At 64.2% G+C, this 21,800-nt stretch carries 20 protein-coding genes; 9 read left to right on the top strand and 11 right to left on the bottom strand.

What is annotated here, in order from left to right; all coding sequences use genetic code 11:
- Positions 1–52 precede the first annotated feature (52 nt).
- The 7 genes from HZF03_RS21255 to HZF03_RS21225 all read right to left on the bottom strand — a co-directional run bounded on the left by HZF03_RS21255 (position 53) and on the right by HZF03_RS21225 (position 6,986).
- Entirely contained in the window at positions 53–1,360 is a 1,308-nt protein-coding gene (locus HZF03_RS21255) for an O-acetylhomoserine aminocarboxypropyltransferase/cysteine synthase family protein (RefSeq protein ID WP_012497481.1), read from the bottom strand.
- Between the two features lie 329 nt (positions 1,361–1,689).
- Entirely contained in the window at positions 1,690–2,382 is a 693-nt protein-coding gene (locus HZF03_RS21250; RefSeq protein ID WP_119018955.1) for a helix-turn-helix domain-containing protein, read from the bottom strand.
- Between the two features lie 198 nt (positions 2,383–2,580).
- The gene (locus HZF03_RS21245) at positions 2,581–2,973 is read right to left on the bottom strand and encodes a response regulator (protein ID WP_107345842.1); all 393 of its coding nucleotides are present in this window, start codon (positions 2,971–2,973) and stop codon (positions 2,581–2,583) included.
- 85 nt (positions 2,974–3,058) lie between these two features.
- Positions 3,059–3,670, bottom strand: a complete 612-nt coding sequence (gene fixJ, locus HZF03_RS21240; protein WP_107345841.1) for a response regulator FixJ — start codon at positions 3,668–3,670, stop codon at positions 3,059–3,061.
- Positions 3,663–5,189, bottom strand: a complete 1,527-nt coding sequence (fixL, locus tag HZF03_RS21235) for a sensor protein FixL (RefSeq protein ID WP_119018954.1) — start codon at positions 5,187–5,189, stop codon at positions 3,663–3,665. Before fixL ends, fixJ begins: the two co-directional genes overlap by 8 nt.
- A gap of 145 nt (positions 5,190–5,334) precedes the next feature.
- Entirely contained in the window at positions 5,335–6,066 is a 732-nt protein-coding gene (locus tag HZF03_RS21230) for a CBS domain-containing protein (protein WP_107356816.1), read from the bottom strand.
- An 86-nt stretch (positions 6,067–6,152) separates the two neighbouring features.
- The gene (locus tag HZF03_RS21225; protein WP_107345838.1) at positions 6,153–6,986 is read right to left on the bottom strand and encodes a universal stress protein; all 834 of its coding nucleotides are present in this window, start codon (positions 6,984–6,986) and stop codon (positions 6,153–6,155) included.
- 189 nt (positions 6,987–7,175) lie between these two features.
- Here HZF03_RS21225 and HZF03_RS21220 point away from each other — a divergent pair, with 189 nt between their 5' ends.
- Both HZF03_RS21220 and HZF03_RS21215 read left to right on the top strand, forming a co-directional pair.
- Entirely contained in the window at positions 7,176–8,012 is an 837-nt protein-coding gene (locus HZF03_RS21220; RefSeq protein ID WP_119018953.1) for a universal stress protein, read from the top strand.
- A gap of 269 nt (positions 8,013–8,281) precedes the next feature.
- Positions 8,282–10,045 carry a PHA/PHB synthase family protein gene (locus HZF03_RS21215; protein ID WP_119018987.1) on the top strand — a complete coding sequence of 588 codons (1,764 nt, stop codon included), beginning with the start codon at positions 8,282–8,284 and terminating at the stop codon, positions 10,043–10,045.
- On the opposite strand, the gene HZF03_RS21210 is transcribed toward HZF03_RS21215, so the two are convergent.
- Positions 10,027–11,586, bottom strand: a complete 1,560-nt coding sequence (locus HZF03_RS21210; protein WP_119018952.1) for a bifunctional aminoglycoside phosphotransferase/ATP-binding protein — start codon at positions 11,584–11,586, stop codon at positions 10,027–10,029. The genes HZF03_RS21215 and HZF03_RS21210 overlap by 19 nt on opposite strands.
- A 254-nt stretch (positions 11,587–11,840) precedes the next feature.
- Between HZF03_RS21210 and HZF03_RS21205 the strand changes: the two genes are divergently transcribed.
- Together HZF03_RS21205 and HZF03_RS21200 are read left to right on the top strand one after the other, a co-directional pair.
- On the top strand, positions 11,841–12,269 hold the full coding sequence (locus HZF03_RS21205) for a CBS domain-containing protein (protein WP_041810069.1): 429 nt from the start codon (positions 11,841–11,843) through the stop codon (positions 12,267–12,269).
- Positions 12,270–12,408: 139 nt separating this feature from the next.
- Entirely contained in the window at positions 12,409–15,132 is a 2,724-nt protein-coding gene (locus tag HZF03_RS21200) for a bifunctional acetate--CoA ligase family protein/GNAT family N-acetyltransferase (protein ID WP_119018951.1), read from the top strand.
- Between the two features lie 28 nt (positions 15,133–15,160).
- Here the strand turns inward: HZF03_RS21200 and HZF03_RS21195 are convergent, their stop codons facing one another.
- Complete coding sequence (locus HZF03_RS21195) at positions 15,161–15,571, bottom strand: hypothetical protein (protein WP_012497476.1); 411 nt, start codon at positions 15,569–15,571, stop codon at positions 15,161–15,163.
- Between the two features lie 150 nt (positions 15,572–15,721).
- Between HZF03_RS21195 and HZF03_RS21190 the strand changes: the two genes are divergently transcribed.
- From HZF03_RS21190 to HZF03_RS21180, 3 genes are read left to right on the top strand one after another with little or no spacing between them, the layout of a single operon-like run.
- On the top strand, positions 15,722–16,870 hold the full coding sequence (locus HZF03_RS21190) for an ABC transporter permease (RefSeq protein ID WP_012497475.1): 1,149 nt from the start codon (positions 15,722–15,724) through the stop codon (positions 16,868–16,870).
- A 2-nt stretch (positions 16,871–16,872) separates the two neighbouring features.
- Positions 16,873–17,652, top strand: coding sequence for an ABC transporter ATP-binding protein (locus HZF03_RS21185; protein ID WP_011159772.1), 780 nt, complete (start codon positions 16,873–16,875; stop codon positions 17,650–17,652).
- A gap of 12 nt (positions 17,653–17,664) precedes the next feature.
- Positions 17,665–18,861 (top strand): ABC-type transport auxiliary lipoprotein family protein, encoded by a 1,197-nt coding sequence (locus tag HZF03_RS21180; protein WP_119018950.1) that lies wholly within the window; start codon positions 17,665–17,667, stop codon positions 18,859–18,861.
- Here HZF03_RS21180 and HZF03_RS21175 read toward each other — a convergent pair.
- The gene (locus HZF03_RS21175) at positions 18,821–19,138 is read right to left on the bottom strand and encodes a c-type cytochrome (RefSeq protein ID WP_012497473.1); all 318 of its coding nucleotides are present in this window, start codon (positions 19,136–19,138) and stop codon (positions 18,821–18,823) included. The genes HZF03_RS21180 and HZF03_RS21175 overlap by 41 nt on opposite strands.
- 194 nt (positions 19,139–19,332) lie before the next feature.
- On the opposite strand from HZF03_RS21175, the gene aadR reads away from it, so the two are divergent.
- The gene (aadR, locus tag HZF03_RS21170) at positions 19,333–20,052 is read left to right on the top strand and encodes a transcriptional activatory protein AadR (protein ID WP_011159769.1); all 720 of its coding nucleotides are present in this window, start codon (positions 19,333–19,335) and stop codon (positions 20,050–20,052) included.
- Positions 20,053–20,104: 52 nt separating this feature from the next.
- Positions 20,105–21,343 (top strand): cyclic nucleotide-gated ion channel, encoded by a 1,239-nt coding sequence (locus HZF03_RS21165; protein ID WP_119018949.1) that lies wholly within the window; start codon positions 20,105–20,107, stop codon positions 21,341–21,343.
- Here HZF03_RS21165 and HZF03_RS21160 read toward each other — a convergent pair.
- Positions 21,340–21,681: a hypothetical protein gene (locus HZF03_RS21160; RefSeq protein ID WP_234832269.1), complete on the bottom strand. Its 342-nt coding sequence runs from the start codon at positions 21,679–21,681 to the stop codon at positions 21,340–21,342. The genes HZF03_RS21165 and HZF03_RS21160 overlap by 4 nt on opposite strands.
- Positions 21,682–21,800: the final 119 nt, after the last annotated feature.

Below are 21,800 nucleotides of genomic sequence, written 5' to 3'. Positions count from 1 at the left end.
CTCACCCTAACCCTCTCCCGCAAGCGGGAGAGGGAGCCGACCGTGCTCGGGGTTACGCCGCGTTCGCCAGGCGTCCCGCCGCGAGACCGCGGTCGATGTCGGCGAGGATGTCGTCGATGTGCTCGAGGCCGATCGACAGCCGCACGTAGCCGTCCGACACGCCGGTCGCGAGCTGCTCTTCGGTGGAGAGCTGCGAGTGGGTGGTGCTGGCCGGGTGGATCGCCAGGCTGCGGGCGTCACCGATATTGGCGACGTGATACAACAGCTCGAGCGCGTCGATGAACTTGCGTCCGGCCTCCCGACCGCCGGCGAGTTCGAAGCCGACCAGGCCGCCGAACTTGCCCTGGAGGTACTTCTCGGCGCGCTCGCGGGCGACGCCGCTCTGCTTCGACGGATGGATCACCTTCACGACCTCGGGGCGCTTCTCCAGATAGTCGGCGACCTTCTGGGCGTTCTGGACGTGACGCTCGATCCGCAGCGGCAGCGTTTCCAGACCCTGAATGATCTGGAAGGCGTTGAACGGCGACAGCGCCGAGCCGAGGTCGCGCAGCAGCGTGGTGCGGGCCTTGATGATGTAGGCCACCGGCCCAATCGGCTTCACTGCCTCGACCCACACGGCGCCGTGATAGCTCGGGTCCGGCGTGTTCAGCGCCGGCTGACGCTGCGGGAACTGCTCCCACGGGAAGTTGCCGCCGTCCACGATCAGGCCGCCGATCGAGGTGCCGTGACCGCCGAGATACTTGGTCGCCGAATACACCACAATCGCTGCGCCGTGCTCGAGCGGCTTCACCAGCAGCGGCGCTGCGGTGTTGTCGACGATCAGCGGGATGCCGTGCTTGCGGCCGATCGCGGCGACTTCCTCGATCGGAAACACCGCGAGCTTCGGGTTCGGAAGCGTCTCGGCATAGTAGGCGCGGGTGCGCTCGTCGGTGGCGCGCTCGAACGCCTGTGGGTCGGACGGATCGACGAAGCGAACCTCGATGCCCTGGTCCTTCAGGGTGTTGGCGAACAGGTTCCAGGTGCCGCCATAGAGGTCGGTCGACGACACCACGTTGTCGCCGACGCGGGCGAGGTTCTGAAGCGCAAAGGCCGACGCGGCTTGCCCGGAAGCCACCGCGAGCGCGGCGACGCCGCCTTCCAGCGCCGCGACGCGCTGCTCCAGCACATCGGTCGTCGGGTTGCCGATCCGGGTGTAGATGTTGCCGAGCTCCTTCAACGCGAACAGGTTCGCCGCATGCTCGGTGTTGTGAAACTGGTACGAGGTGGTCTGGAACAGAGGAACTGCGACTGAGCCGGTCGAAGGATCGGCGCGCCAGCCGGCATGCAGGGCGAGAGTTTCGGGGTGGAGCTTCTGGGTCATGGCGACATCCTTCCGGCAATGAAAATCGGGCTGTAAACCGCGCGCTCATGACGGCAACGCAGGTCCGCGGGCCATCATCAGGACGCCGCAGGGTGCCCCAAGTCAATCAATGGACGGAAATAAAAATCTCCATCTCGGCAGTATAGCTATGGCGGTGCGTTCATTCCTCGCCGATTGCGGGAAGAAAGAGAAAAATTTTCCCAATCACGGCGATTGAAAAGCCAGTTGGGGATGGCTCGGGCCCAAACAGAAGAGGCCACCATTGCTGGTGGCCTGTCTGTCCGATCCGATGAAAGAGATGCTCCGGCGGGGATGCCGCCGACGTGGGCTTAGGCGTCGAGATTGCGAAGCTGGGCGCGGTTGCGCAGTTCGATCTGGCGGGCGCCGGAGAAGCCCAGGATACCCTTGCTCTGCAGCTGCGACAGCGCGCGGGAGACGGTTTCGAGGGTGAGGCCGAGATAGTCGCCGATGTCGCGGCGGCACATCGGCAGCGCCATCATGCCGGCGACGGCCAGGCGGCGGTCCATTTCCAGCAGGAAGTTGGCGACCCGCTCCATCGCGTTCTTGCGGCCGAGCAGCAGCATGTGGTCTTCGGCATGGCGCAGCTCGCCGGCGGTCATCGACCACAGGCCGCGGGCGATGTTGACGTCGGTGGCGGCTGCCTGTTCGAGGCTGCGGCGCTTGATCAGGCGGACAGTGGTGTCGACGATGGCTTCGGCGGTGAGGCGGTGGGTCGGTCCAGACTCCAGCCCGAACACGTCGCCCGGAAGATAGAAGGCGCCGATCTGGCGGCGGCCGTCGGACAGCAGCTTGTAGCTGCGCACGGCACCGGACACCACCTGGTAGACGTATTCGGACGGCTCGTCCTCGCCGTAGATTTCCTCTTCCTTCTTATAGGTGAATTCGGAGGCGATCAGACCGGCGTGACCGGTGGTCGCGAAGAACTGCTCTGCCGGAGAACACGAAGAGGGATCGATGGGCGCGTGGGCGGTGGCGGGCGTCCTGAGCGACTGGTTCAGCATCTGGCCATCTCCTTTGATCGGATGGCCAGGGTTGTACGGAAGATTCCGAGGACGAGGTATTTCGCTCCATATCTTAAGTGGGTTCCCCTAAGTAGGTTTACGGAGGCTGGGAGCGTGCGCCCCCGTCCGCTTCCGTGGGGAAAACTGACGTCTTAACAGAATCTTAAGATAAAGAGCGAAGGAGCCGGCGCGGCCCGCTCAGGCTGCGGCGCCGCTCTCTTCGAGAGCGGCCCGGATATGCCAAACAAGGCTCTCTTCGAGGTGGGGTTTCACCACCACGTGCTGCACGCCGACGACGCTTGCGCGGCTGGAAATCGTCTCGTCCGGATAGCCGGTGATCATCACGATCGGGGCGCGCACCTTGCGCTCGCGCAGCCCGCGGGCGAGGTCGATGCCGTTCATGCCGGGCATCTTGTAGTCGATCACGATGCAGTCGACCGGGCCTTGGTCGATGGCGTCGAGTAGCGCCGGTCCGCTCCGGAACGTGCGCACCGCGAAGCCATCAGTTTCCAGCAGGAAACGCAGCGATCCGAGCACGCCCTGATCGTCGTCCACGACGTAAACGATGGTTTTTGCGGGTGCGTTCGGCATTACCAAACCTCACGCACCGATGAGCGCTGCGAAAACTGTCATACTGGTAGCATACGGGCTACCAACGAAGCCGGATTGATCTGTCTCAATCCTTGATAACGCCACCGCGCATCGCCATCCGCACGAGTTCCGACAGGCTCGAGGCTTGCATCTTGGTCATTACGTTGGCGCGATAGACCTCGATAGTACGCGGACTGATATCGAATTCGCGGGCAATCACCTTGTTGGACATGCCGGCAATCAGGCCGTCCATCACCTGGCGTTCACGCGGGCTGAGCGACTGGATCCGTGCCGCAATATCCTGCGCCACAGCTTCGCTCTTGGCGCCTTCCTGGGCCTGTTTCAGCGCCGTTTCGATCAGTCCGATCAGGCGGTCGTCGTCGAACGGTTTCTCGATGAAGTCGGAGGCGCCGAGCTTCATTGCCTCGACCGCCAGCGGCACGTCGCCGTGGCCGGTCATGATCAGCACCGGCAGCTTGCTGCCAGCCGCTTTCTGGCGCTTCAACAGGTCGAGACCATCGATCCCCGGCATCCGGACGTCCGACAGGATGCAGCCGAATTCCACGTCCGGCAGGTCGAGAAATGCCTGCGCGGATTCGTACAGTCGGACCTCGTAGCCGGCCGAGCTCAGCAGGAAGTCGATCGATTCCCGCATCGCCAGGTCGTCGTCGATCACATGCACGGTTCCCTTAGGCATCAGTCAAATCCCCGACGGGCGCCAGCGGCAGCGTGAAGCGGAACGTCGCGCCGCCGGCGCTGTTCGTTTCCGCCCACATCCGGCCGCCATGAGCCTCGATGATCGAACGGCTGATCGAAAGTCCGACCCCCATTCCGGTTTCCTTGGTGGTGAAGAACGTCTGAAACAGTTTGGCTTTGACCTGCTCCGGCAGACCGCTGCCGGTGTCCGAGACGGTGACCTCGACCATGTCGTCCGCCACGCGCGCATTGCCGGCGGACAACTCCTTCTTATCGGAATTGGCCATCGCTTCCAGCGCATTGCGGAACAGATTGACCAGAACCTGCTGGATCTGCACCCGGTCGACCAGCACCAGATCATGGGCCGGATCGAGATTGAAACGCAGCACGACGCCTTGTTCCCGGGCACCGGTGAGCCCGAGCGCGCCTGCCTCCTCGATCAGCTTGGCGAGGCTCTCGACCCGTTTTTCGGATTCGCCGCGCGCGACGAAATCCCGCAGCCGGCGGATGATCTGGCCGGCGCGCAGCGCCTGCTCGGCGGCGCGTTCCATCGCGCTTTCGATCTTGACCGTGTTCGGATCGGTGCTGCCGGCGAGCAGCCGGCGCGAGCCCTTCATGTAGTTGCTGATCGCCGACAGCGGTTGGTTCAGTTCGTGCGCCAGCGCCGAGGCCATTTCGCCCATCGCGGTCAGCCGCGAGACGTGCACCAGTTCGGCCTGCAATTCGTGCAGCCGCGCCTGGGTCTGCTGATATTCGGTGAGGTCGCGGATGAAGCCGGTGAAGTAGCGCTCGCCGCCGGATTCCATCTCGCCGATCGACAGATGGATCGGGAAGGTGCTGCCGTCCTTGCGGCGGCCGGTGACGATGGGGCCGATGCCGATGATGTGGCGTTCGCCGGTGTTGTTATAGCGATCGATGTAGTTGTCGTGACGGGTGGCGTCGGGGCGCGGCATCAGCACGCTGATGTTCTGGCCGATCGCTTCGCGCTCGGACATGCCGAACATCCGCTCCGCCGCCCGCGAGAAGAACCGCATGATGCCGCGGCCGTCGATCAGGATCATCGCGTCCGGCACGGTGTCGAGGATCGAGCGAAGCTGGCCCTGCTGCAGCCGCAGTTCCTGCTCGAGCATCTTCTGCTGATCGATATCGAGCACGATGCCACAAAGATAGGAGGCGCCGTCCTCGTGCACGACGCCGCCGCGGGCGCGCAGCCAATGGCTGGGGCGGTCTTTCTCCGCCACCCGGTACATCACGTCGATCTTATCGCCGTGCTTGATCGATTGCTGCAGCGCGAGAGCGATTTGCTCCCGATCGTCCGGATCAACCAGGGAGATGAAGGTGTCGTAGGTGAGGGGAGCGTCCGCCGGCACGCCCAACAGCTTCCGCGCGGTCGCCGAACACGCCAATTCCTGGGTGGCGAGATTGAGCTCCCAGGTGCCGACGCCGTACCCGTCGATGCCCTGCTGCAAACGGCGATCGCGCGCAAGGAGTTCGGTCGACGGTGGGGCTGGTTCGGTCACGCGACGCCTGAAATGCTCTCTTTGCCGCTCTTAACACAACGGCATTCCGATCCGCAACACGGCGCGCGGACGCGACTTCACAACCAGCGGAAGGCGGGGCGCCCGCCGCTGTCAGGGTCACTTAAACGGCGGCGGCGCGCGGATTTCAACTCGCTTTTTTGGCCGCCCGATCGTCTTCCGGCGAGTTCAGGTAGAACCCGGACATGGTATCGACCCAGCACAAATGATCGTGCACTTCCCGCACCCCGCAGACGTTCTCGGCGACCACCACCGCGGCCTGCCGCGACCGCTCTTCGGTGATCACGCCGTTGAGGTGCACCACGCCGTCCCGCACCAGCACGCTGAGGCCGAACGGGCGCCAGTCGTTGCGTTCGATTTCGGCGATGATCTTGTCGCGGATCTTGTCGTCCGCCGCGTTCGGCTCGGGGGCTTGGCGCGCCAGGTCGGCGACCGCGCGCAGCAGGTTCTTGCGGGTGACGATTCCGACCAGCAGATCGCCGCGCATCACCGGGAAGCGCTTGACGTGATGCTTCTCCATCAGCTTCACGATGGTCTCGATCGAGGTGTCTTCGCTGACCGTGTAGGGATGGTGCGTCATCACCTCGCCGACCTTGCGGCCGTGCTCGTGGACGAAGTCGCCGGCACAGGTGCCGGGGCCGAGCAGCATCCGCAGCCAGCGCCCGCGCCTGCGCTGGGTGCCGATTTCGGCGCGGCGGATGAAGTCGCCTTCCGAGATGATACCGATCAGCTTGCCGTCGTCGTCGACCACCGGCAGGCCGCTGACGTGATTGTCGATCATCGCATTGGCGGCATCGACGATCGACGCATCCGGGCCGATCGTGACAAGTTGCCGAGTCATGATTTGGTGAGCACGCATATCCAGTCTCCCCTAAGCCGCGGCGGCAATCCGAGCGCCACGCCGGTCGCACCGTGGCTTGTTGTGTCGCTGACCCTCGCGACGCGTCAATGCGAGATCAACGCGGGCAAGGTCAGCGATTTGAAGATGCCTCTCGTCACGCCGCCGAGGATGAACTCGCGCAGCCGCGAATGGCCGTAGCCGCCCATCACCAGCAGGTTGGCGCCGCTGTCGGCGGCGAATGACAGAATAGTGTTGTGGATGCTGCCGGGCGGCGAGGTGAGCTGGTGTCCGGTCGCCGCCAGATCGTGGCGCATCAGGTGGGCCAGCAGTGCGGTGGACGACGCCTGTCCGACCACGTCCTCATCTTCGTTGACGGAGACGACGTCGATCATCTTCGCCCGGGTGAGGAACGGCATCGCGTCATGCACTGCGCGCGCCGCGGGACGTCCACCGTCCCAGCAGATCAGGATGCGGTCGAAGGCGAGCGGACCTGAATGGATATAGGGCACCATCAGCATAGGCTTGCCGGAATTGAACAGCACCGCTTCCGGCAGCGGGTCCTGGTGACCCGGCTTGGCGCGGTCCGGCTGCACCAGGACGGTGAGGTCGTACAGCCGCGAGATTTCCGACAGGGCTTGATTGGCGAGCACCGGCGTATCGCACACCGAGCGGGCGCCGTGCGTGACGCCGGCGGCGCGGGCCGCGATCTCGAACTGATCGAGCCGTGCGGCGGCCTCATCGGCATCGGTGTTTTGCTGGGTGGCGGCAGCATAGTATGCGGCCGATGCGCCCACCATGATGGCCGGATTGATCGGCTGATAGGTGCAGACGATGCCGTCCAGATGCGCATCGAATGCCTTCGCGACCGAGACGGCGCAGGCGACCACGCCGTCGGCCGGTCGATCGGCCGGGATGTGGGCGACGATGTCACTCAGCATTGCAGGACTCCCGCTTCCAAGCGTGTCGGATCGGGAGCGGAATATATGGCGGTGCTTGCGGGTTACTTTGATCTAGCTCATCGTATCTGAAAGCTCTGTTGCGGGATCATAGCTCCGTTGCAGTGGCCGGAAGCGGTGAGCGGTGGCTGCAGGATTGTGGTTGCCGCGGTGGTTCCCGGGAGGTGCCCGATGACGTACTCGACGGTGATGGTCGCGCTCGCGTTCGACCAGCCCAACGCGTGTCGTCTCAGCATCGCGGCGGAATTGGCAGAGCGCTTCGAGTCGCGCCTGATCGGAATTGCGGCCTCCGAACTGAGCCCGCCGGTGTACTACATGTCCGGCAGTCAGGCCGAGCGCCTGATGGTGGAGGGCCTCGCGACCATCAAGCAGCGTCTGTCGGATCTGGAAGCCGAATTCCGCCAGGCGATGAGCGGCCACACCCGCGAACTGCAATGGCGCAGCGCCATCGAACAGCCGTCGCGCTACATCGTGCAGCAGGCGCGCGCCGCGGACATCGTGGTGTGCGGCGCCGGCGTGTCGAGCCTTCTCACCGATCCGTTCGCGTCGGCCGATCCGGCCGACCTTGTGATGGAGATCGGGCGCCCGCTCCTGGTGGTGCCGCCGAATGTGTGCCGGATCGATCTGTCGAGCGTGTTGGTGGCGTGGAAGGACAATCCGGAGGCGCGTCGCGCGATCGTGGACGCGCTGCCGCTGTTGCGCCAGGCCAGCCACGTCACCGTGGTCGAGATCGTCGAGAGCGAGGAAGACCATGGCCGTGCAGCCGCGCTGGCCGGCGTGCACGACGTGGTCGATTGGCTGTCGCGTCATCACATCCATGCCATCGGCGAGGTGCCGGAACACACCGGGGATGTGTCGCGGCAAATCACCGACATCGCCCGGCAGGTCGGCGCCGGCATCGTGGTCGCTGGCGCTTACGGGCGTTCGCGCTTCCGCGAGTGGATTCTCGGCGGTGTCACCCAGCACCTGCTGGAGCAGACCTCGCGCTGCGCCTTCCTGGCGCGGTAGGGGATCAACGGGGCTGGCGGCTCCCATCCGCGGCTTGAGCAAGGTCAAGCGGCGCGGTTCAAGCCGGATGCGAGGCTTCGCATCCGACTCCGCTACCACGACTTAACCATTTTCGCGGCGGCTTACTCCAGAATCAGCGGATGACTGCAAGATGACATCTTGGTCGTCCTATATGTGGAGGGCAGGGGCGTACCGAATTGCCATCGGGCGGGCGAAACTAGCCATAGGCCGAGCCGGCGTTTCCGCGCGACGGCCGCGACGAGGTGATGATGTTGCAGACTTCTCCGCCGGCGCCGAGCGCCGCTTCCCAGCAGATTCAATCGCCGGTCAGACATCACGGTCCGAGCGACAGCGATCGCACCCTGCATGCGACACTGGCGCCGCTGACCGGCGGGTTGTCGCCGACGGCGCTGACGCTCGCCTATGCCGACTGGCTGTCGCATCTGTTCTGGGCGCCGACACAGCGGATGGATCTTGTCAACGATGCGCTGCGCCGTGGGACACAACTCGCCGAAGCCTCGATCGGCCAGACCGCGCCGTGGTCGCTGATCGCGCCGCAACCGCAAGATCGGCGCTTCAGCGCGCCGGAATGGCGCGAGCCGCCGTTCAACCTGATGGCGCAGGGATTTCTGCTCGCCGAGCAGTGGTGGCACGATGCCACCACCAATATTCGCGGTGTGTCGGAGCAGAACGAGAAGATCGTCGAGTTCGCGACCCGGCAGATGCTCGACGTGTGGGCGCCGTCGAACTTCGCCCTCACCAATCCGGAAGTGCTTCGCCGCACGGCATCGACCGAGGGCCGCAATCTCGCCGACGGCTTCCGCAATTGGTGGGAAGATCTCCTCGAACTGATGGCGCACGAGCCGAAGCATGACTTCGTGGTCGGCAAGGACGTCGCGGTGACGCCCGGCAAGGTGGTGTACAGCAACAAACTGATCGAGCTGATCCAATACGCGCCCGCCACCGAGACGGTGCGGCCGGAGCCGATCCTGATCGTGCCGGCCTGGATCATGAAGTACTACATTCTCGATCTGTCGCCGCATAATTCGCTAGTGAAGTATCTCACCGAGCAGGGCTACACCGTCTTCATGATCTCGTGGCGCAATCCGACCGCCGCGGATCGCGATGTCTCGCTCGAAGACTATCGCCGGCTCGGTGTGATGGCCGCGCTCGACACGATCGGCGCGATCCTGCCGGATCGTCCGGTGCATGCGGTCGGCTATTGCCTCGGCGGCACGCTGCTGTCGATCGCGGCGGCTGCGATGGGACGCGACGGCGACAGCCGGCTCAAATCGATCACGCTGTTCGCCGCCCAGACCGACTTCACCGAGGCCGGCGAGCTGACGCTGTTCATCAACGAGAGCCAGGTCGCCTTCCTCGAAGACATGATGTGGAATCGCGGCGTGCTCGACACCACCCAGATGTCTGGCGCGTTCCAAATCCTGCGCTCCAACGATCTGATCTGGTCGCGGTTGGTGCATGAATATCTGATGGGCGTGCGCTCCGAGCCCAATGATCTGATGGCCTGGAACGCTGATGCCACGCGGATGCCGTATCGGATGCACTCCGAATATCTACGCAAGCTGTTCCTCGACAACGATCTGGCCGAAGGCCGCTATGTGGTCGATGGCCGGCCGATCGCACTGTCCGACATCCACACGCCGATCTTCGTGGTCGGAACGCAGCGCGATCACGTCGCGCCGTGGCGATCGACCTTCAAGATCCATTTGCTGGCCGACGCCGACGTCACCTTCTGTCTGACCGGCGGCGGCCACAACGCCGGTATCGTCTCGCCGCCGTCGCCGAAGGCGCATGGTTATCAAGTGATGACCAAGGAAGCCGATGGTCCGTATGTCGGGCCGGACGATTGGCTGAAGCAGGCGCCCCACGCCGAAGGCTCGTGGTGGACCGAATGGGTGCATTGGCTCGGTACCCGCTCCGGCGAGCCGGTCGCGCCGCCGCGCATCGGATTGCCGGACGTCGATCCGGGCGCACTGCCGGACGCACCGGGCAGCTACGTGCTGCAGACCTGAGCGGTCTGCGGCAAAGCCGCCACCGCCCGCGACAGCGTCTCGGCCGGAGTGCCGCCGGCGTCGATCGAGGTCCAGCCGATCACGCCCTGCGCGTAGCTTTGCTGCTGCCGGACGATCTCCGGCGTCGCATCGGACGCATCGGCGGTGCGGCCGGCGACTCGCGCGATCCGCGTGGCGAGATCGGCGGTGAGAAACAGCCCGTGGAACGGGATGCCAAGCCCGGCCGCGACGCTTTCGATCGTGTCGCGCTCCTCGGGCTTGGAGAACACCGCATCGACGATCACCGAATGTCCCTGTTTCAAGATATGCGCGGCGCGTTCGGCTAGACCGCGATACACCGCCTCCGTCACTTCAGCGGTGTAGGCTGTTGCCGGGAGCCGTTCAGTGTCGGCGACGCCGTGCAGCCGTTTGCGGGCCACATCCGAGCGCAGCACCACGGCGCCGGGCAGGGGCAGGACGTTGCCGGAGAGAGCGCGAGCCAGCACTGACTTGCCGGTGCCCGACAGCCCGCCGACCGCGATCAGCCGGGGTGGGGGCTGCGCGATCAGCCGCAGTGCCAGCTCGAAATAGGATTCGGCAATCGCCCGATTGGCTCGCCTGATCGTCTCATCGGCCGCGGGTCGTGCCAGCATCACCTTGGCGCGGATCGCAGCGCGCATCGACAGCAGCAGCGGCAGTGCCGACAGCGCATCGAGATTGTCCGTGCTCGTCACCGCGAGATAGCGGTTCAAAAGTTGTGCGGAGTCGCTGCCGCGGCCGTAATGCAGCAGGTCCATCAGCGGGAAGGCGAGATCGTACAGCACGTCGACCGAGGCGAACGCCGGATCGAATTCGATGGCGTCGAACAGCGTCGGCTTGCCGTCGATCACCACGATATTGGCGAGGTGCAGATCGCCGTGGCACCAGCGAACGAAGCCTGCCACACCTCGCTGCTCCAGCAACGGGCGCAGCCGGCCGAGCGCATTGCGGCTGCCGTTGTCGAGCATCGCAACGTCGGCGGCCGCAAAACCGCCTGCGGCAAGCTCGTTGGAGTCGTCCGCCAGGATCGGTTCCATCGATGCGACCCATGGTGCAGTCGCCGCCAAAGGCGCTGCTTGATGCGAGGCGGCGATCGCATCGGCGACGGCGTCGATCAGCTCAGGACCGAGCGAACCGGCGCGGGCGAGATGATCCAGCGTGGCGCTGTCGTCGAAGCGCATCATCTCCACGGCCCATTCCACCGCAGGTCCTTCGCCGCCGATCTGTAACGCTCCCTTGTCAGTGCGGGTGATCGGAACGACACGCCGATAGATCGTCGGCGCGAATCGGTGGCCGACCTCGAGCTCCTGCTCGCAGGCGATCTTTCGTTTGGCGAGGGTTGAATAGTCCAGAAACGGGAACTTGACGGCGCGCTTGATCTTCAGCGCCCGGTTCCCATCGAGAAAAACCGCTGCGCCATGGGTGTCGATCTGCACCACGGGCGCGTCGCCGGCCCCGCGGCCCAGAAAGTCGAAGACGTCTTGCTGCTGGCAGCCGGGGGAGCTGGCGTCTGGGGCGGGCATCGGGACTACTACTTAGGCGGCTACGGAACTGTCCGAGGATGGATCATGTTGCATCCCGATTGCGCAATCCGGACGGGCAAATCATGAGCATTGTTGTAGGAAAAACAAGCGGCGCCCCGAATTGCCTGTGGTTTGACCTTGATCAATTCAATTCGTCAAAGCTGCGGTCAATTTGCACACCAACGACGATTAGCAGGGCCGCCATTGGGTCGCCACAGATCGTTGGCGAAAATTCCGAGTGATTGGGTCCGGTCTTGTACAAGTTTCTAGAGGCAACCGTTGCCGAACATATGACGCGAGCGGTGAAATCCGTGTCGCGCGAACTGACCATGCGCGAGTTGGAGGACAAATTTGAACACGACGACTTCAACGCCTATCCGGTGGTGGAGGATCAGCGTGTCATCGGCATGGTGACAAAGTACGATTTCTTGAGTTGTTTCGCGTTCCACCCGACCCAGATGCTGCCGCACTACGACGACCTGATGAATCGCAGCGTCGGCGACATCATGTCGGGGGATTTCCTCTACGTGCACTCCGATACCAAGCTCACCCGGGTGCTGCAGTTGATGGTCGAACATCAGACCCGCAGCATCCCGGTGTTGGACGCCGATCGCAAGCTGGATGGTATCATCTCGCGCGAGGACGTCATCAAGGCGCTGGCGACCTTCACCAAGGTACGCTAACTGCGCGAGCAGTACGCGTCCCTCCGTCGCGCCAGCCCGACATTGGCTTGTTGCAGCAACTGTCGTACACATTTCCCGCGCAGATTCCGGATCGTGCGACGGTTGCCGTTCGCGGCCGGTCGTCCGGTGTCGAGGTGAGATGTCGACCTATCGATTGAGCACCCTGCTGTCGCCCGGAGCCGTGGCGGTCGTCGGCGCAAGTCCGCGGCCGGCCTCTCTTGGTCGCGCTGTTCTTACCAATTTGCGCGAGGCGGGATTTAAGGGGCAGATCGGAGTCGTCAACCCGCGCTACCCGGAGATCGGCGGCTTCAAGACCGTCGGCTCGCTCGCGGAACTCTCCTTCGTCCCGGATCTGATCGTCATTACGGCGCCGCCACGCTCGGTCGCCAAGGTCGTCGCCGAAGCCGGAGAACTCGGCGTTGCCGGCGCGATCATCATCAGTTCGGAGATGGGGCGCGGCAAAGGCTCCTATGCGGAGGCGGCGAATCGCGCCGCGCGCAAATCGGGCATCCGGCTGATCGGGCCGAACTGTCTCGGCATCATGATTCCAGGCGTCAATCTCAACGCCAGCTTTGCCGCCCATATGCCGCGGCGGGGCAACCTGGCGCTGATCTCGCAGTCGGGTGCGATCGCTGCCGGCATGGTGGATTGGGCGGCTGTCAAGGAGATCGGCTTCTCCGGCATCGTCTCGATCGGCGATCAGCTCGACGTCGACATCGCCGACATGCTCGACTTCTACGCGGCCGATCTCGATACCCGCGCGATCCTGCTCTACATCGAAGCCGTCACCGACGCCCGCAAGTTCATGTCGGCAGCGCGCGCAGCGGCGCGGGTCAAGCCGGTGGTGGTGGTGAAGTCGGGCCGCATGGCGCACGGCGCGAAGGCGGCGGCGACCCACACCGGTGCGTTCGCCGGTGCCGATGCAGTGTATGAGGCCGCGTTCCGCCGCGCCGGCATGTTGCGGGTGTACGATCTGCGCGAGCTGTTCGACTGTGCCGAAACGCTCGGCCGCGTCAGCGCGCCGCGCGGCAAGCGGGTCGCGATTCTCACCAACGGCGGAGGCATCGGCATTCTGGCGGTCGACCGCCTGGTCGAGCTCGGCGGTGAGCCCGCGACGCTGTCGGCCGATTTGCACAAGAAGCTCGACGCGATCCTGCCGACCTCGTGGTCCGGCTTCAATCCGATCGACATTACCGGTGATGCCGACGCCGAGCGCTATTCGGCGACGCTGTCGATGCTGCTCGCCGATCCAGACAATGACGCGATCCTGGTGATGAATGTGCAAACCGCGGTGGCTTCGCCGCGGGACATCGCCCGCGAAGTGATCCGTGTGGTCGGCGAGGAGCGCGTTCGTCGCACGTCGTTCAAGCCGGTGTTTGCGGTCTGGGTCGGTGCAGAGGAGGCGGTGACACACGCCTTCGATGCCGCCTCGATTCCGAACTATCCGACCGAGGACGACGCGGTTCGCAGCATTATGAACATGGTGCGCTATCGCGAGGCGGTGCAGCTTCTCACCGAAGTTCCGCCCAGCCTGCCGAAGGATTTCGATCCGGACACCGAAACGGCCCGCGCGATCGTCGAGAAGGCGCTCCGCGAAGGCCGCACTTGGCTCGATCCGCTGGAGATCAGCGGTTTGTTTGCGGCCTATCAGATCCCGATGATCCCGACGCTGGCGGCCACCAATGCCGAGGAAGCAGTTTCTTGGGCGTCGTCGTTCCTGTCGCAAGGCGTCACCGTGGTGGTGAAGGTGCTGTCGCGCGACATCCCGCATAAATCCGACATCGGCGGCGTGGTGCTCAATCTCACCAGCGTCGAAGCGGTCCGCGTTGCGGTGAACGAAATCATGGCGCGTGCCGCCAAGCTGCGGCCCAATGCGCGGCTCGAAGGCGTGATGGTTCAGCCGATGATCCTGCGCCCAAAGGCGCGCGAGCTGACCATCGGCATTGCTGACGATCCGACTTTCGGTCCGGTGATCGCGTTCGGTCAGGGCGGCACCGGCGTCGAGCTGATCGACGACCGATCGCTGGCGCTTCCGCCGCTCGACCTGCCGCTCGCCGAGTCGCTGATCGCGCGCACCCGTGTTTCCAAGCTGCTCTGTGCGTATCGTGACGTACCCGAGGTGAAGCGGAGCGCCGTGGCGCTGACGCTGGTGAAGCTGTCGCAGATGGCGGCCGACCTGCCGGAGATCCGCGAACTCGACGTCAACCCGCTGCTCGCCGATGAAAGCGGCGTCGTGGCGATCGACGCCCGCGTCGTGGTGCGCGCGCCGGAGCGCAAATTCGCCGGCCTCGGCAATTCGCATTTTGCCGTGAAGCCGTATCCGACCGAATGGGAGCGGCATCTCACCGTCAAGGATGGTTGGCGCGTGCTGGCACGGCCGATCCGTCCCGACGACGAGCCGGCGATCCACGAATTCCTCAAGCACGTCACGCCGGAGGATCTGCGGCTGCGGTTCTTCGCGGCGATGAAGGAGTTCAGCCACGCCTTCATCGCCCGGCTATCGCAGATCGACTACGCCCGCGCGATGGCATTCGTGGCGTTCGACGAAATCACCGGCGAGATGCTCGGCGTGGTCCGAATCCACTCGGACTCGATCTACGAGAGCGGCGAATACGCCATCCTGCTACGCTCCGACCTGAAGGGCAAAGGGCTCGGCTGGGCGTTGATGAAACTGATCATCGAATACGCCCGCTCGGAAGGTCTGCACTATGTCTGCGGTCAGGTGCTGCGCGAGAACACCGCGATGCTGCGGATGTGCCGCGATCTCGGCTTCGAAACCAAAACCGATGCGTCCGAGCCAGACATCCTTAACGTCCGGTTACCGCTGACCGAGGAAGCCGCGCGCGCCGCCGGGTCGGCGTGACGACAGTGTCGCCCTAGTTTAGTGCTTGCTAGAGCCGGCTGACGGCGACCACACGGAAGGTGTGCATGTCGCCTTCCTCGCGCAGCGACACGTACTCACCCTGCACGAAACGTTCGTCGGCGAAGTGATAGCCTGCTTCGTCGGGCAGTTTCGCGGCACTGTCATATTGAAATGCCCATGATCCGCCTGGACGGTGCACCAGATGACCAAGGCTGTCCGGCTGGTGCGGCCGCTGCCGCGCCACCCGGCAGGCTTCGCGGTGTTTCTTCCAGATTTCGGCGTCGATCCGGTCGTTGCCGTCGAGCGGAGCAATGATCACATAGGCAATGTTCGCTTCGCCTTCAGGATGTCCAGGTTCGCGTGCGAGTTCGAGCCTGATCTGGCGGAAGCTCGCCGGCAACGAGGTGTTGAGGATCGCGGAGGGCGTAACCTTGGTCATTGTTTCGCTCCTGACGTTGCGCACGATGCTGACGCAGAGCAGAAGAGCCATAATTGATTTGCATCAATCGCGGTGCACGACGCACACTGTGCGCTGCAGCGCATCGGCGCGAATCGAAACGGAGCAGCGCATGCTGGCCTTCGAGACCGGATGGGACCAGCCGTGAGTCTGGCGCCTGTGCTGAATGCCAAGGCCGATGGCGATACGCTGGAACTCAAGCCCAAGGGGGCTTGGACGGCGACGAACAGCAAGTTCATGGAGCAGCTGTCGCAGGACGTTGCGCCGCAGATTGCGGCGGCAAAGTCGCTGACCATTGATATGGCCGAGATCGGCGAGATCGACACGATCGGCGCCTGGGTGCTGGAAAAGCTGTCGCGTAGTGCCGCACAGGCTGGTCGCACCGCACAGTTCAAAGGCATTTCCACGAGCTACGCGGAGCTGATCGACGAAGTCAGACAGCTCAATCGACGTGGGCCGACCCCGCACCCCAAGCCCAACCCGATCATCGCGAAGCTCGACGAAATCGGGCGGTCGGCCTGGAGCGCCACCACCGATATGGCGGTGTTTCTGGAAATGCTCGGTGCGCTCGGCGCCGCGCTGCTCGGCGTGCTGCGCCGGCCGCGCTCGCTGCGCCTGACCTCATTGACTTACCAGGTGTACAGGGTCGGCTGGCAGGCGATCCCGATCATGGTGCTGATCACCTTCCTGATCGGAGCGATCATCGCCCAGCAGGGGATCTTCCACTTCCGCAAGTTCGGTGCTGAATCTTATGTGGTCGACATGGTCGGCATCCTGGTGCTGCGCGAAATCGGTGTGCTCATCGTCGCGATCATGGTCGCCGGTCGGTCGGGGAGTGCCTATACGGCCGAACTAGGCTCGATGAAGATGCGCGAAGAAATCGACGCGCTCTCGACCATGGGGCTCGATCCGGTCGAGGTGCTGATCCTGCCGCGGATCATCGCACTGGTGATCGCGCTGCCGATCCTGGCCTTCGTCGGGTCGATGGCTGCGTTGTATGGCGGCCTGCTGACGGCGTGGTTCTATGGCGGGATGCAGCCCTCGGTGTTCATCGCCCGGCTGCACGAAGCTGTGTCGCTGAACTCCTTCGAGGTCGGGATGTGGAAGGCGCCGTTCATGGCGCTGGTGATCGGCATCGTCGCCTGCAGCGAGGGCCTGCGGGTCAAGGGCAGCGCCGAATCGCTCGGCCTGCAGACCACTACCTCGGTGGTGAAGTCGATCTTTCTGGTGATCGTGCTGGACGGATTGTTCGCCGTGTTCTTCGCGTCGATCGGGATGTAGCGATGGACGCACTCGCTCAACTCTACGCCATCCGCGTCGCCGACCTTGTGGTCGGATTCGGCCGGCAGACCGTGCTCAATCACCTGTCACTCGATGTCCGCCGTGGTGAGATCCTCGGACTGGTCGGCGCTTCGGGGGGCGGCAAGTCGGTGCTGATGCGCACCATCATCGGGTTGATCCCGAAGCAGAGCGGCCACATCGAAGTGATGGGCCACGACACCGAGCGCGGCTTCGGCCGGGCGCGCGCGGCAGTGGCGGCGACCTGGGGGATTCTGTTTCAGCAGGGCGCGCTGTTCTCTTCGCTCACCGCCCGACAGAACGTGCAGTTCCCGCTGCGCGAGATGCTCGACATGTCGGAGAAGCTGCAGGACGAGATCGCCACCGCCAAGCTGGAGATGGTCGGTATCGCGCCGGACGATTGGGACAAGTACCCGTCGCAACTGTCCGGCGGCATGACCAAACGTGTGGCACTGGCCCGCGCGCTGGCGCTCGATCCCTCTATCGTGTTTCTCGACGAACCGACCAGCGGCCTCGACCCGATCGCTGCCGGTGATTTCGATCAGCTGATCAAGACCCTGCAAACCACGCTCGGGCTCACCGTGTTCATGGTCACCCACGATCTCGCCAGCCTCAACGTCGTCTGCGACCGCGTCGCAGCGCTGGCCGACGGCAAGATCGTGGCGGTGGGGCCGATGCGCGAATTGCTGCAATCCGAACATCCCTGGGTGCGGGCCTATTTCCACGGCAAGCGCTCGGCGATGCTCCAGCCCAGACAGGACTAGGACGCCACGCCCATGGAAACTCGTGCTCCTTTCGTGATCGTCGGTGCGTTCGTACTTGCGGCGATCTTCGCGGTGTTCGGCTTCGTGTTCTGGCTGCACAACACCTCGGGCGTCGGTGCGCGCACCAGCTACCACGTCCAATTCCGAGATCCGGTGCCGGGGCTGCTGGTCGGAGCCGCCGTGCTGTTCAACGGCATCCGCGTCGGCGAGGTCACGGCGCTGGCGCTCGCGCCCGATGATCCGCGCCGGGTCGATGCGACCATTGCGGTGGCGCCGTCGACGCCGGTTCGTCCGGACACCAAGGTCGGCTTGGACTTTCAGGGCCTGACCGGGGTGCCGGTGGTGGCGCTCGAAGGCGGCAAGCAGCTCAGCGGCTCGGCGATCGCCACCACGCTGGTGGCCGAGCCGGGAGCCGGCATGAGCATGACCCAGGCTGCCCGCGAGGCGCTGCGCAAGGTCGACAGCGTGCTCGGCGAAAACTCCGGTCCGCTGAAGGATACCATCGCGAACTTCAAGACGTTCTCGGAGTGGCTGGCGGGGAAGACCGAAAAGCTCGACGGCATCCTCGGCGGCGTCGAACGGATGACCGGTGCGAACGAACCGGTGGTGAAGAAGGTAGTGTACGACCTGTCGGCTGCGACCGGCTTCCCGCCGCCGTCGCCGCCGCTCAAGGGGCAGCTCACCATTCCGGAATCCAATACGGTGGTGCTGTTCGACAGCCAGAAGATGTTGCTGGCGCCAGGGCTGGAGGTCCCGGCCTTCGCCGGCGCGCAGTGGAGCGACAGCCTTCCGAAGATGCTGCAGGAAAAGCTGATCCAGAGCTTCGAGAATTACGACATCGCCCACGCCCCGATGCGCCCGAACGATGCCGTGCAGCCGGACTACCAGTTGCTGACCGACATCAGGAGTTTCCAGGTAATCGGCGAGGGTGATGCTCTTCGCGCCGAGATCGCATTCAGCGCCAAGATCATCGACAAGGACGGCAAGCTGGTTGCCGCGAGGCTGTTTCAGCAAGCGTCGCCGCTCGACAAACCGGAGCCGGCTGCGGCGGTCAGTGCGTTCGACAAGTCATTCGATACCATCGCCAAGGAGCTGGTGCCCTGGGCGGCGCAGGCGCTCGCGTCCGGCCATGCCGAAGCCGAACCGGCCGCGACGACCAGCCGACCGATTACCGCTCCAAGGTCTTCAGGTACGACAAAAGGTCGTTGATCTCGTCCGGATCGAGCTCGAACGCCGGCATCCGCGGGTGGCCGGTGTAAATACCTTCGGCAAAGGCTTCGGCCAGCGTCTCGATCGGGTAGCGGGTGTGCAGGGTACGGAACGGCGGAGCTTGTGGCAGCCGGCTTTTACCGCTGCGGCCGATGGCGTGGCAGCGCGCGCAGTGCGATTTGGCAAAGCCAAGTCCACGGCGCTCCGACGGAGTCGCGGCGGCCGCTTGACCCGCTATCATCAGCAGGATCGCCGCGCAGGCGAGTAGTCGTCTCATGAGCCGCCCGTCGGTAAAAACAAGTCGCCAAACAACGACTTGCACCATGCATGACGGTCGTGGCATGACCTTGATCTGTGTCAAGCTGCCTTGACGAATTGCCGACATATTAACTCTTCTGGCGCAGAGTGGGCGGTCAGTTGACGGCGATGCGCGCCAGGAGAGTTCAGTCTGGCGACCGCATGGAGTGATGGATGCCGCATCTCGCTTATCCGACGACGACTTGCGAGGGATTTCGCTGTGAGACGCACTGCGCGGTGCGTGGGCTGGCGATCTGTGGCGAACTCGGCCCTGCCGACCACGAAGAGTTCGAACGTCTTGCCCAGCATGTCCGCTATGGGCCGAAGGAAGCGCTGTTCTCCGAGGACGAAGTCGCTGATTCGGTCTACAGCCTGATCGAAGGGATCGCCCGTCTGTACAAGCTGCTGCCCGATGGCCGTCGCCAGATCATCGGTTTTGCGCTTCCCGGCGATTTCCTCGGAATGGCACCGGGTAACCGCTACTCCTTTTCGGCCGATTCTATCGGCGGCGTCACCGTCTGCAAATTTTTCCGCGGTCCGTTCCTGCGCTTCATCGAAAACCGCCCACAGATGCTGCTCCGCATGAACGACTTCGCAACCCGCGAACTCAGCCTCGCCCAGGATCAGATGTTGCTGCTCGGCCGCCGCTCGGCCGAAGAGAAGGTTGCTGCCTTCCTGGTCGGTTGGCGTGATCGTCTGGCCCGACTGGAGGGCGTCACTAAAACCGTCAGCCTGCCGATGGGCCGTCAGGACATTGCCGACTTCCTCGGCCTGACGATCGAAACCGTAAGCCGCACCTTCACCAAGTTGGAGCGGGAAAAACTGATCGTGATCGTTCCGGACGGGGTACGCGTGCTGGACCCGAAACGCTTCGACGCGCTCGCCGCGGCCTGAAACGCTTCACTTTCGGCCGCGCATCCGCCCGGAATCCCACCCGAGGCCACCGATGCGCGACGAAACGCCGGCCTATCTCCGAGCCCGGCATTACTTCTACGAAATCCTCGAATCCCAGGCGCAAACCTCGCGCATGGGCGTCATCGTCAATCGCTTCATTGTCTTCTTCATCGTGCTCAGCGTCGGGATCACGGTGATGGAGTCGGTGCCGGCGATGCGCGAGGACTACGGCCGGCTGTTCCAGGCGCTGGAGCTGCTGTGCTTGGTGATGTTCTCGATCGAATACTACATCCGCATCTGGATCGCGCCCGAGCATCTGCCGTACCACCACATGAGCCCGCTGCGCGCTGCATGGGCCTACATGATCAGCCCCCAGGGCATCGTCGATTGCATCTCGGTGATGCCGCTTTGGATCGCGCTGTTCGGTCCGGACGATTTGCGGGTCCTGATCATCCTGCGGATGCTGCGGTTGCTGAAGTTCGCCCGGTACTCGTCGGGCATGCGGTCACTGCTGGAGGTGTTGGAGAGCGAGCGTCGGGCACTGATGGCGTGCCTCGTAATCCTGGCCTGTGCGACCCTAGTCTCGGCCACTGCGATGCACATTGCCGAGGGCCATGTCCAGCCCGAGAAGTTCGGCACCATTCCTGACGCGATGTGGTGGGCGATCGTGACGCTCAGCACGATCGGCTATGGCGACGTGGTGCCGGCGACCGGCATCGGCCGGATGGTCGCTTCGGCCACCATCATCTGCGGCCTGATCATGATCGCGCTGCCGGTCGGCATCGTTGCCAATGCGTTCTCCGAGGTGATCCACCGGCGGGATTTCATCGTCAATTGGAGCATGGTGGCACGGGTGCCGCTGTTCTCCCACCTTACTGCCGGCGACATCGCCCACATTATGCAGCTGCTGCAGGCGCGGCAGATCGAGCGGGGCGAAGTGGTGTTCCGCCGCGGCGAGCCCGCGACCGCGATGTACTTCATTGCGGAAGGTGACGTAGAGATCGAGCTGGGGCCTGAGGATAAGGGCCGTCGCATCCGGCTCGGAACCGGACACTTCTTCGGTGAAATCGCGGTGCTGAAGCGGGTCGAGCGCTCAGCGACCGTGAAGGCAGTGTCGCGGACGCGGCTGCTGGTTCTCGACGCTGCCGACCTTCGCGCGCTGATTACCCGCGAACCGAGCATTGCGCGCAAGATCAACCAGATCGTCGAAGGCCGCACCGGCCGCAACCTCAACCTCGAGATAGCTGATCTCGAGGGGCAGGCCGAAGTGTCGGTGGAAGAGAACGCTTAAAGGAAGAGGTGGTTACTCCGCCGCCATTGCGTAAAACGAAGCGTTCTTGAGCGGGCGATGTTTGCTGCGGTGCTTCGGAAAATCGGTGGGCGTGTCAGCGAGCGCTGGGCGGCCAGAAACGCCATCACTTTATTTCCGGCGTCGGCAAACGAGGCGCCGAGCGGTAGGCCGAACCTGCGGCAGTCTTCCGGCGACAGCGGCTGTTTGGCGTGGCGGAGCGCCATCGCCGGTCCCCACCACCAGCCCGGAGCCGGAGACCGGTCGTCGGCCGGAACGGCGCGCCAAGCCGCCATTTCCTGAGCCAAGCGGTTGAATTCGATGTGCTGTGCCGGATGCATGTCGTGCGTCGTCCCTGTTGTGCCGGCATAACGGCCGAAAGCCCAAAAGGTTGCAGGTCGCTGGCGTCCGTCGCCGCACGAGCAATAGTCCGCTACCGTTCTCAACCGGAAAAACTCGT

The sequence above is a fragment of the Rhodopseudomonas palustris genome, from assembly GCF_013415845.1.
Taxonomy (GTDB): domain Bacteria; phylum Pseudomonadota; class Alphaproteobacteria; order Rhizobiales; family Xanthobacteraceae; genus Rhodopseudomonas; species Rhodopseudomonas palustris_F.
This window is presented reverse-complemented; position numbering and strand designations above follow the sequence as displayed.

Excerpts from the sequence above, each read along its gene's own strand:
- HZF03_RS21255 (WP_012497481.1), bottom strand. The coding sequence starts at position 1,360 with ATGACCCAGAAGCTCCACCCCGAAACTCTCGCCCTGCATGCCGGCTGG.
- HZF03_RS21250 (WP_119018955.1), bottom strand. The coding sequence starts at position 2,382 with ATGCTGAACCAGTCGCTCAGGACGCCCGCCACCGCCCACGCGCCCATC.
- HZF03_RS21245 (WP_107345842.1), bottom strand. The coding sequence starts at position 2,973 with ATGCCGAACGCACCCGCAAAAACCATCGTTTACGTCGTGGACGACGAT.
- fixJ (WP_107345841.1), bottom strand. The coding sequence starts at position 3,670 with ATGCCTAAGGGAACCGTGCATGTGATCGACGACGACCTGGCGATGCGG.
- HZF03_RS21230 (WP_107356816.1), bottom strand. The coding sequence starts at position 6,066 with ATGCGTGCTCACCAAATCATGACTCGGCAACTTGTCACGATCGGCCCG.
- HZF03_RS21225 (WP_107345838.1), bottom strand. The coding sequence starts at position 6,986 with ATGCTGAGTGACATCGTCGCCCACATCCCGGCCGATCGACCGGCCGAC.
- HZF03_RS21220 (WP_119018953.1), top strand. The coding sequence starts at position 7,176 with ATGACGTACTCGACGGTGATGGTCGCGCTCGCGTTCGACCAGCCCAAC.
- HZF03_RS21215 (WP_119018987.1), top strand. The coding sequence starts at position 8,282 with ATGTTGCAGACTTCTCCGCCGGCGCCGAGCGCCGCTTCCCAGCAGATT.
- HZF03_RS21210 (WP_119018952.1), bottom strand. The coding sequence starts at position 11,586 with ATGCCCGCCCCAGACGCCAGCTCCCCCGGCTGCCAGCAGCAAGACGTC.
- HZF03_RS21200 (WP_119018951.1), top strand. The coding sequence starts at position 12,409 with ATGTCGACCTATCGATTGAGCACCCTGCTGTCGCCCGGAGCCGTGGCG.
- HZF03_RS21195 (WP_012497476.1), bottom strand. The coding sequence starts at position 15,571 with ATGACCAAGGTTACGCCCTCCGCGATCCTCAACACCTCGTTGCCGGCG.
- HZF03_RS21190 (WP_012497475.1), top strand. The coding sequence starts at position 15,722 with ATGGGACCAGCCGTGAGTCTGGCGCCTGTGCTGAATGCCAAGGCCGAT.
- HZF03_RS21185 (WP_011159772.1), top strand. The coding sequence starts at position 16,873 with ATGGACGCACTCGCTCAACTCTACGCCATCCGCGTCGCCGACCTTGTG.
- HZF03_RS21180 (WP_119018950.1), top strand. The coding sequence starts at position 17,665 with ATGGAAACTCGTGCTCCTTTCGTGATCGTCGGTGCGTTCGTACTTGCG.
- HZF03_RS21175 (WP_012497473.1), bottom strand. The coding sequence starts at position 19,138 with ATGAGACGACTACTCGCCTGCGCGGCGATCCTGCTGATGATAGCGGGT.
- aadR (WP_011159769.1), top strand. The coding sequence starts at position 19,333 with ATGCCGCATCTCGCTTATCCGACGACGACTTGCGAGGGATTTCGCTGT.
- HZF03_RS21165 (WP_119018949.1), top strand. The coding sequence starts at position 20,105 with ATGCGCGACGAAACGCCGGCCTATCTCCGAGCCCGGCATTACTTCTAC.
- HZF03_RS21160 (WP_234832269.1), bottom strand. The coding sequence starts at position 21,681 with ATGCATCCGGCACAGCACATCGAATTCAACCGCTTGGCTCAGGAAATG.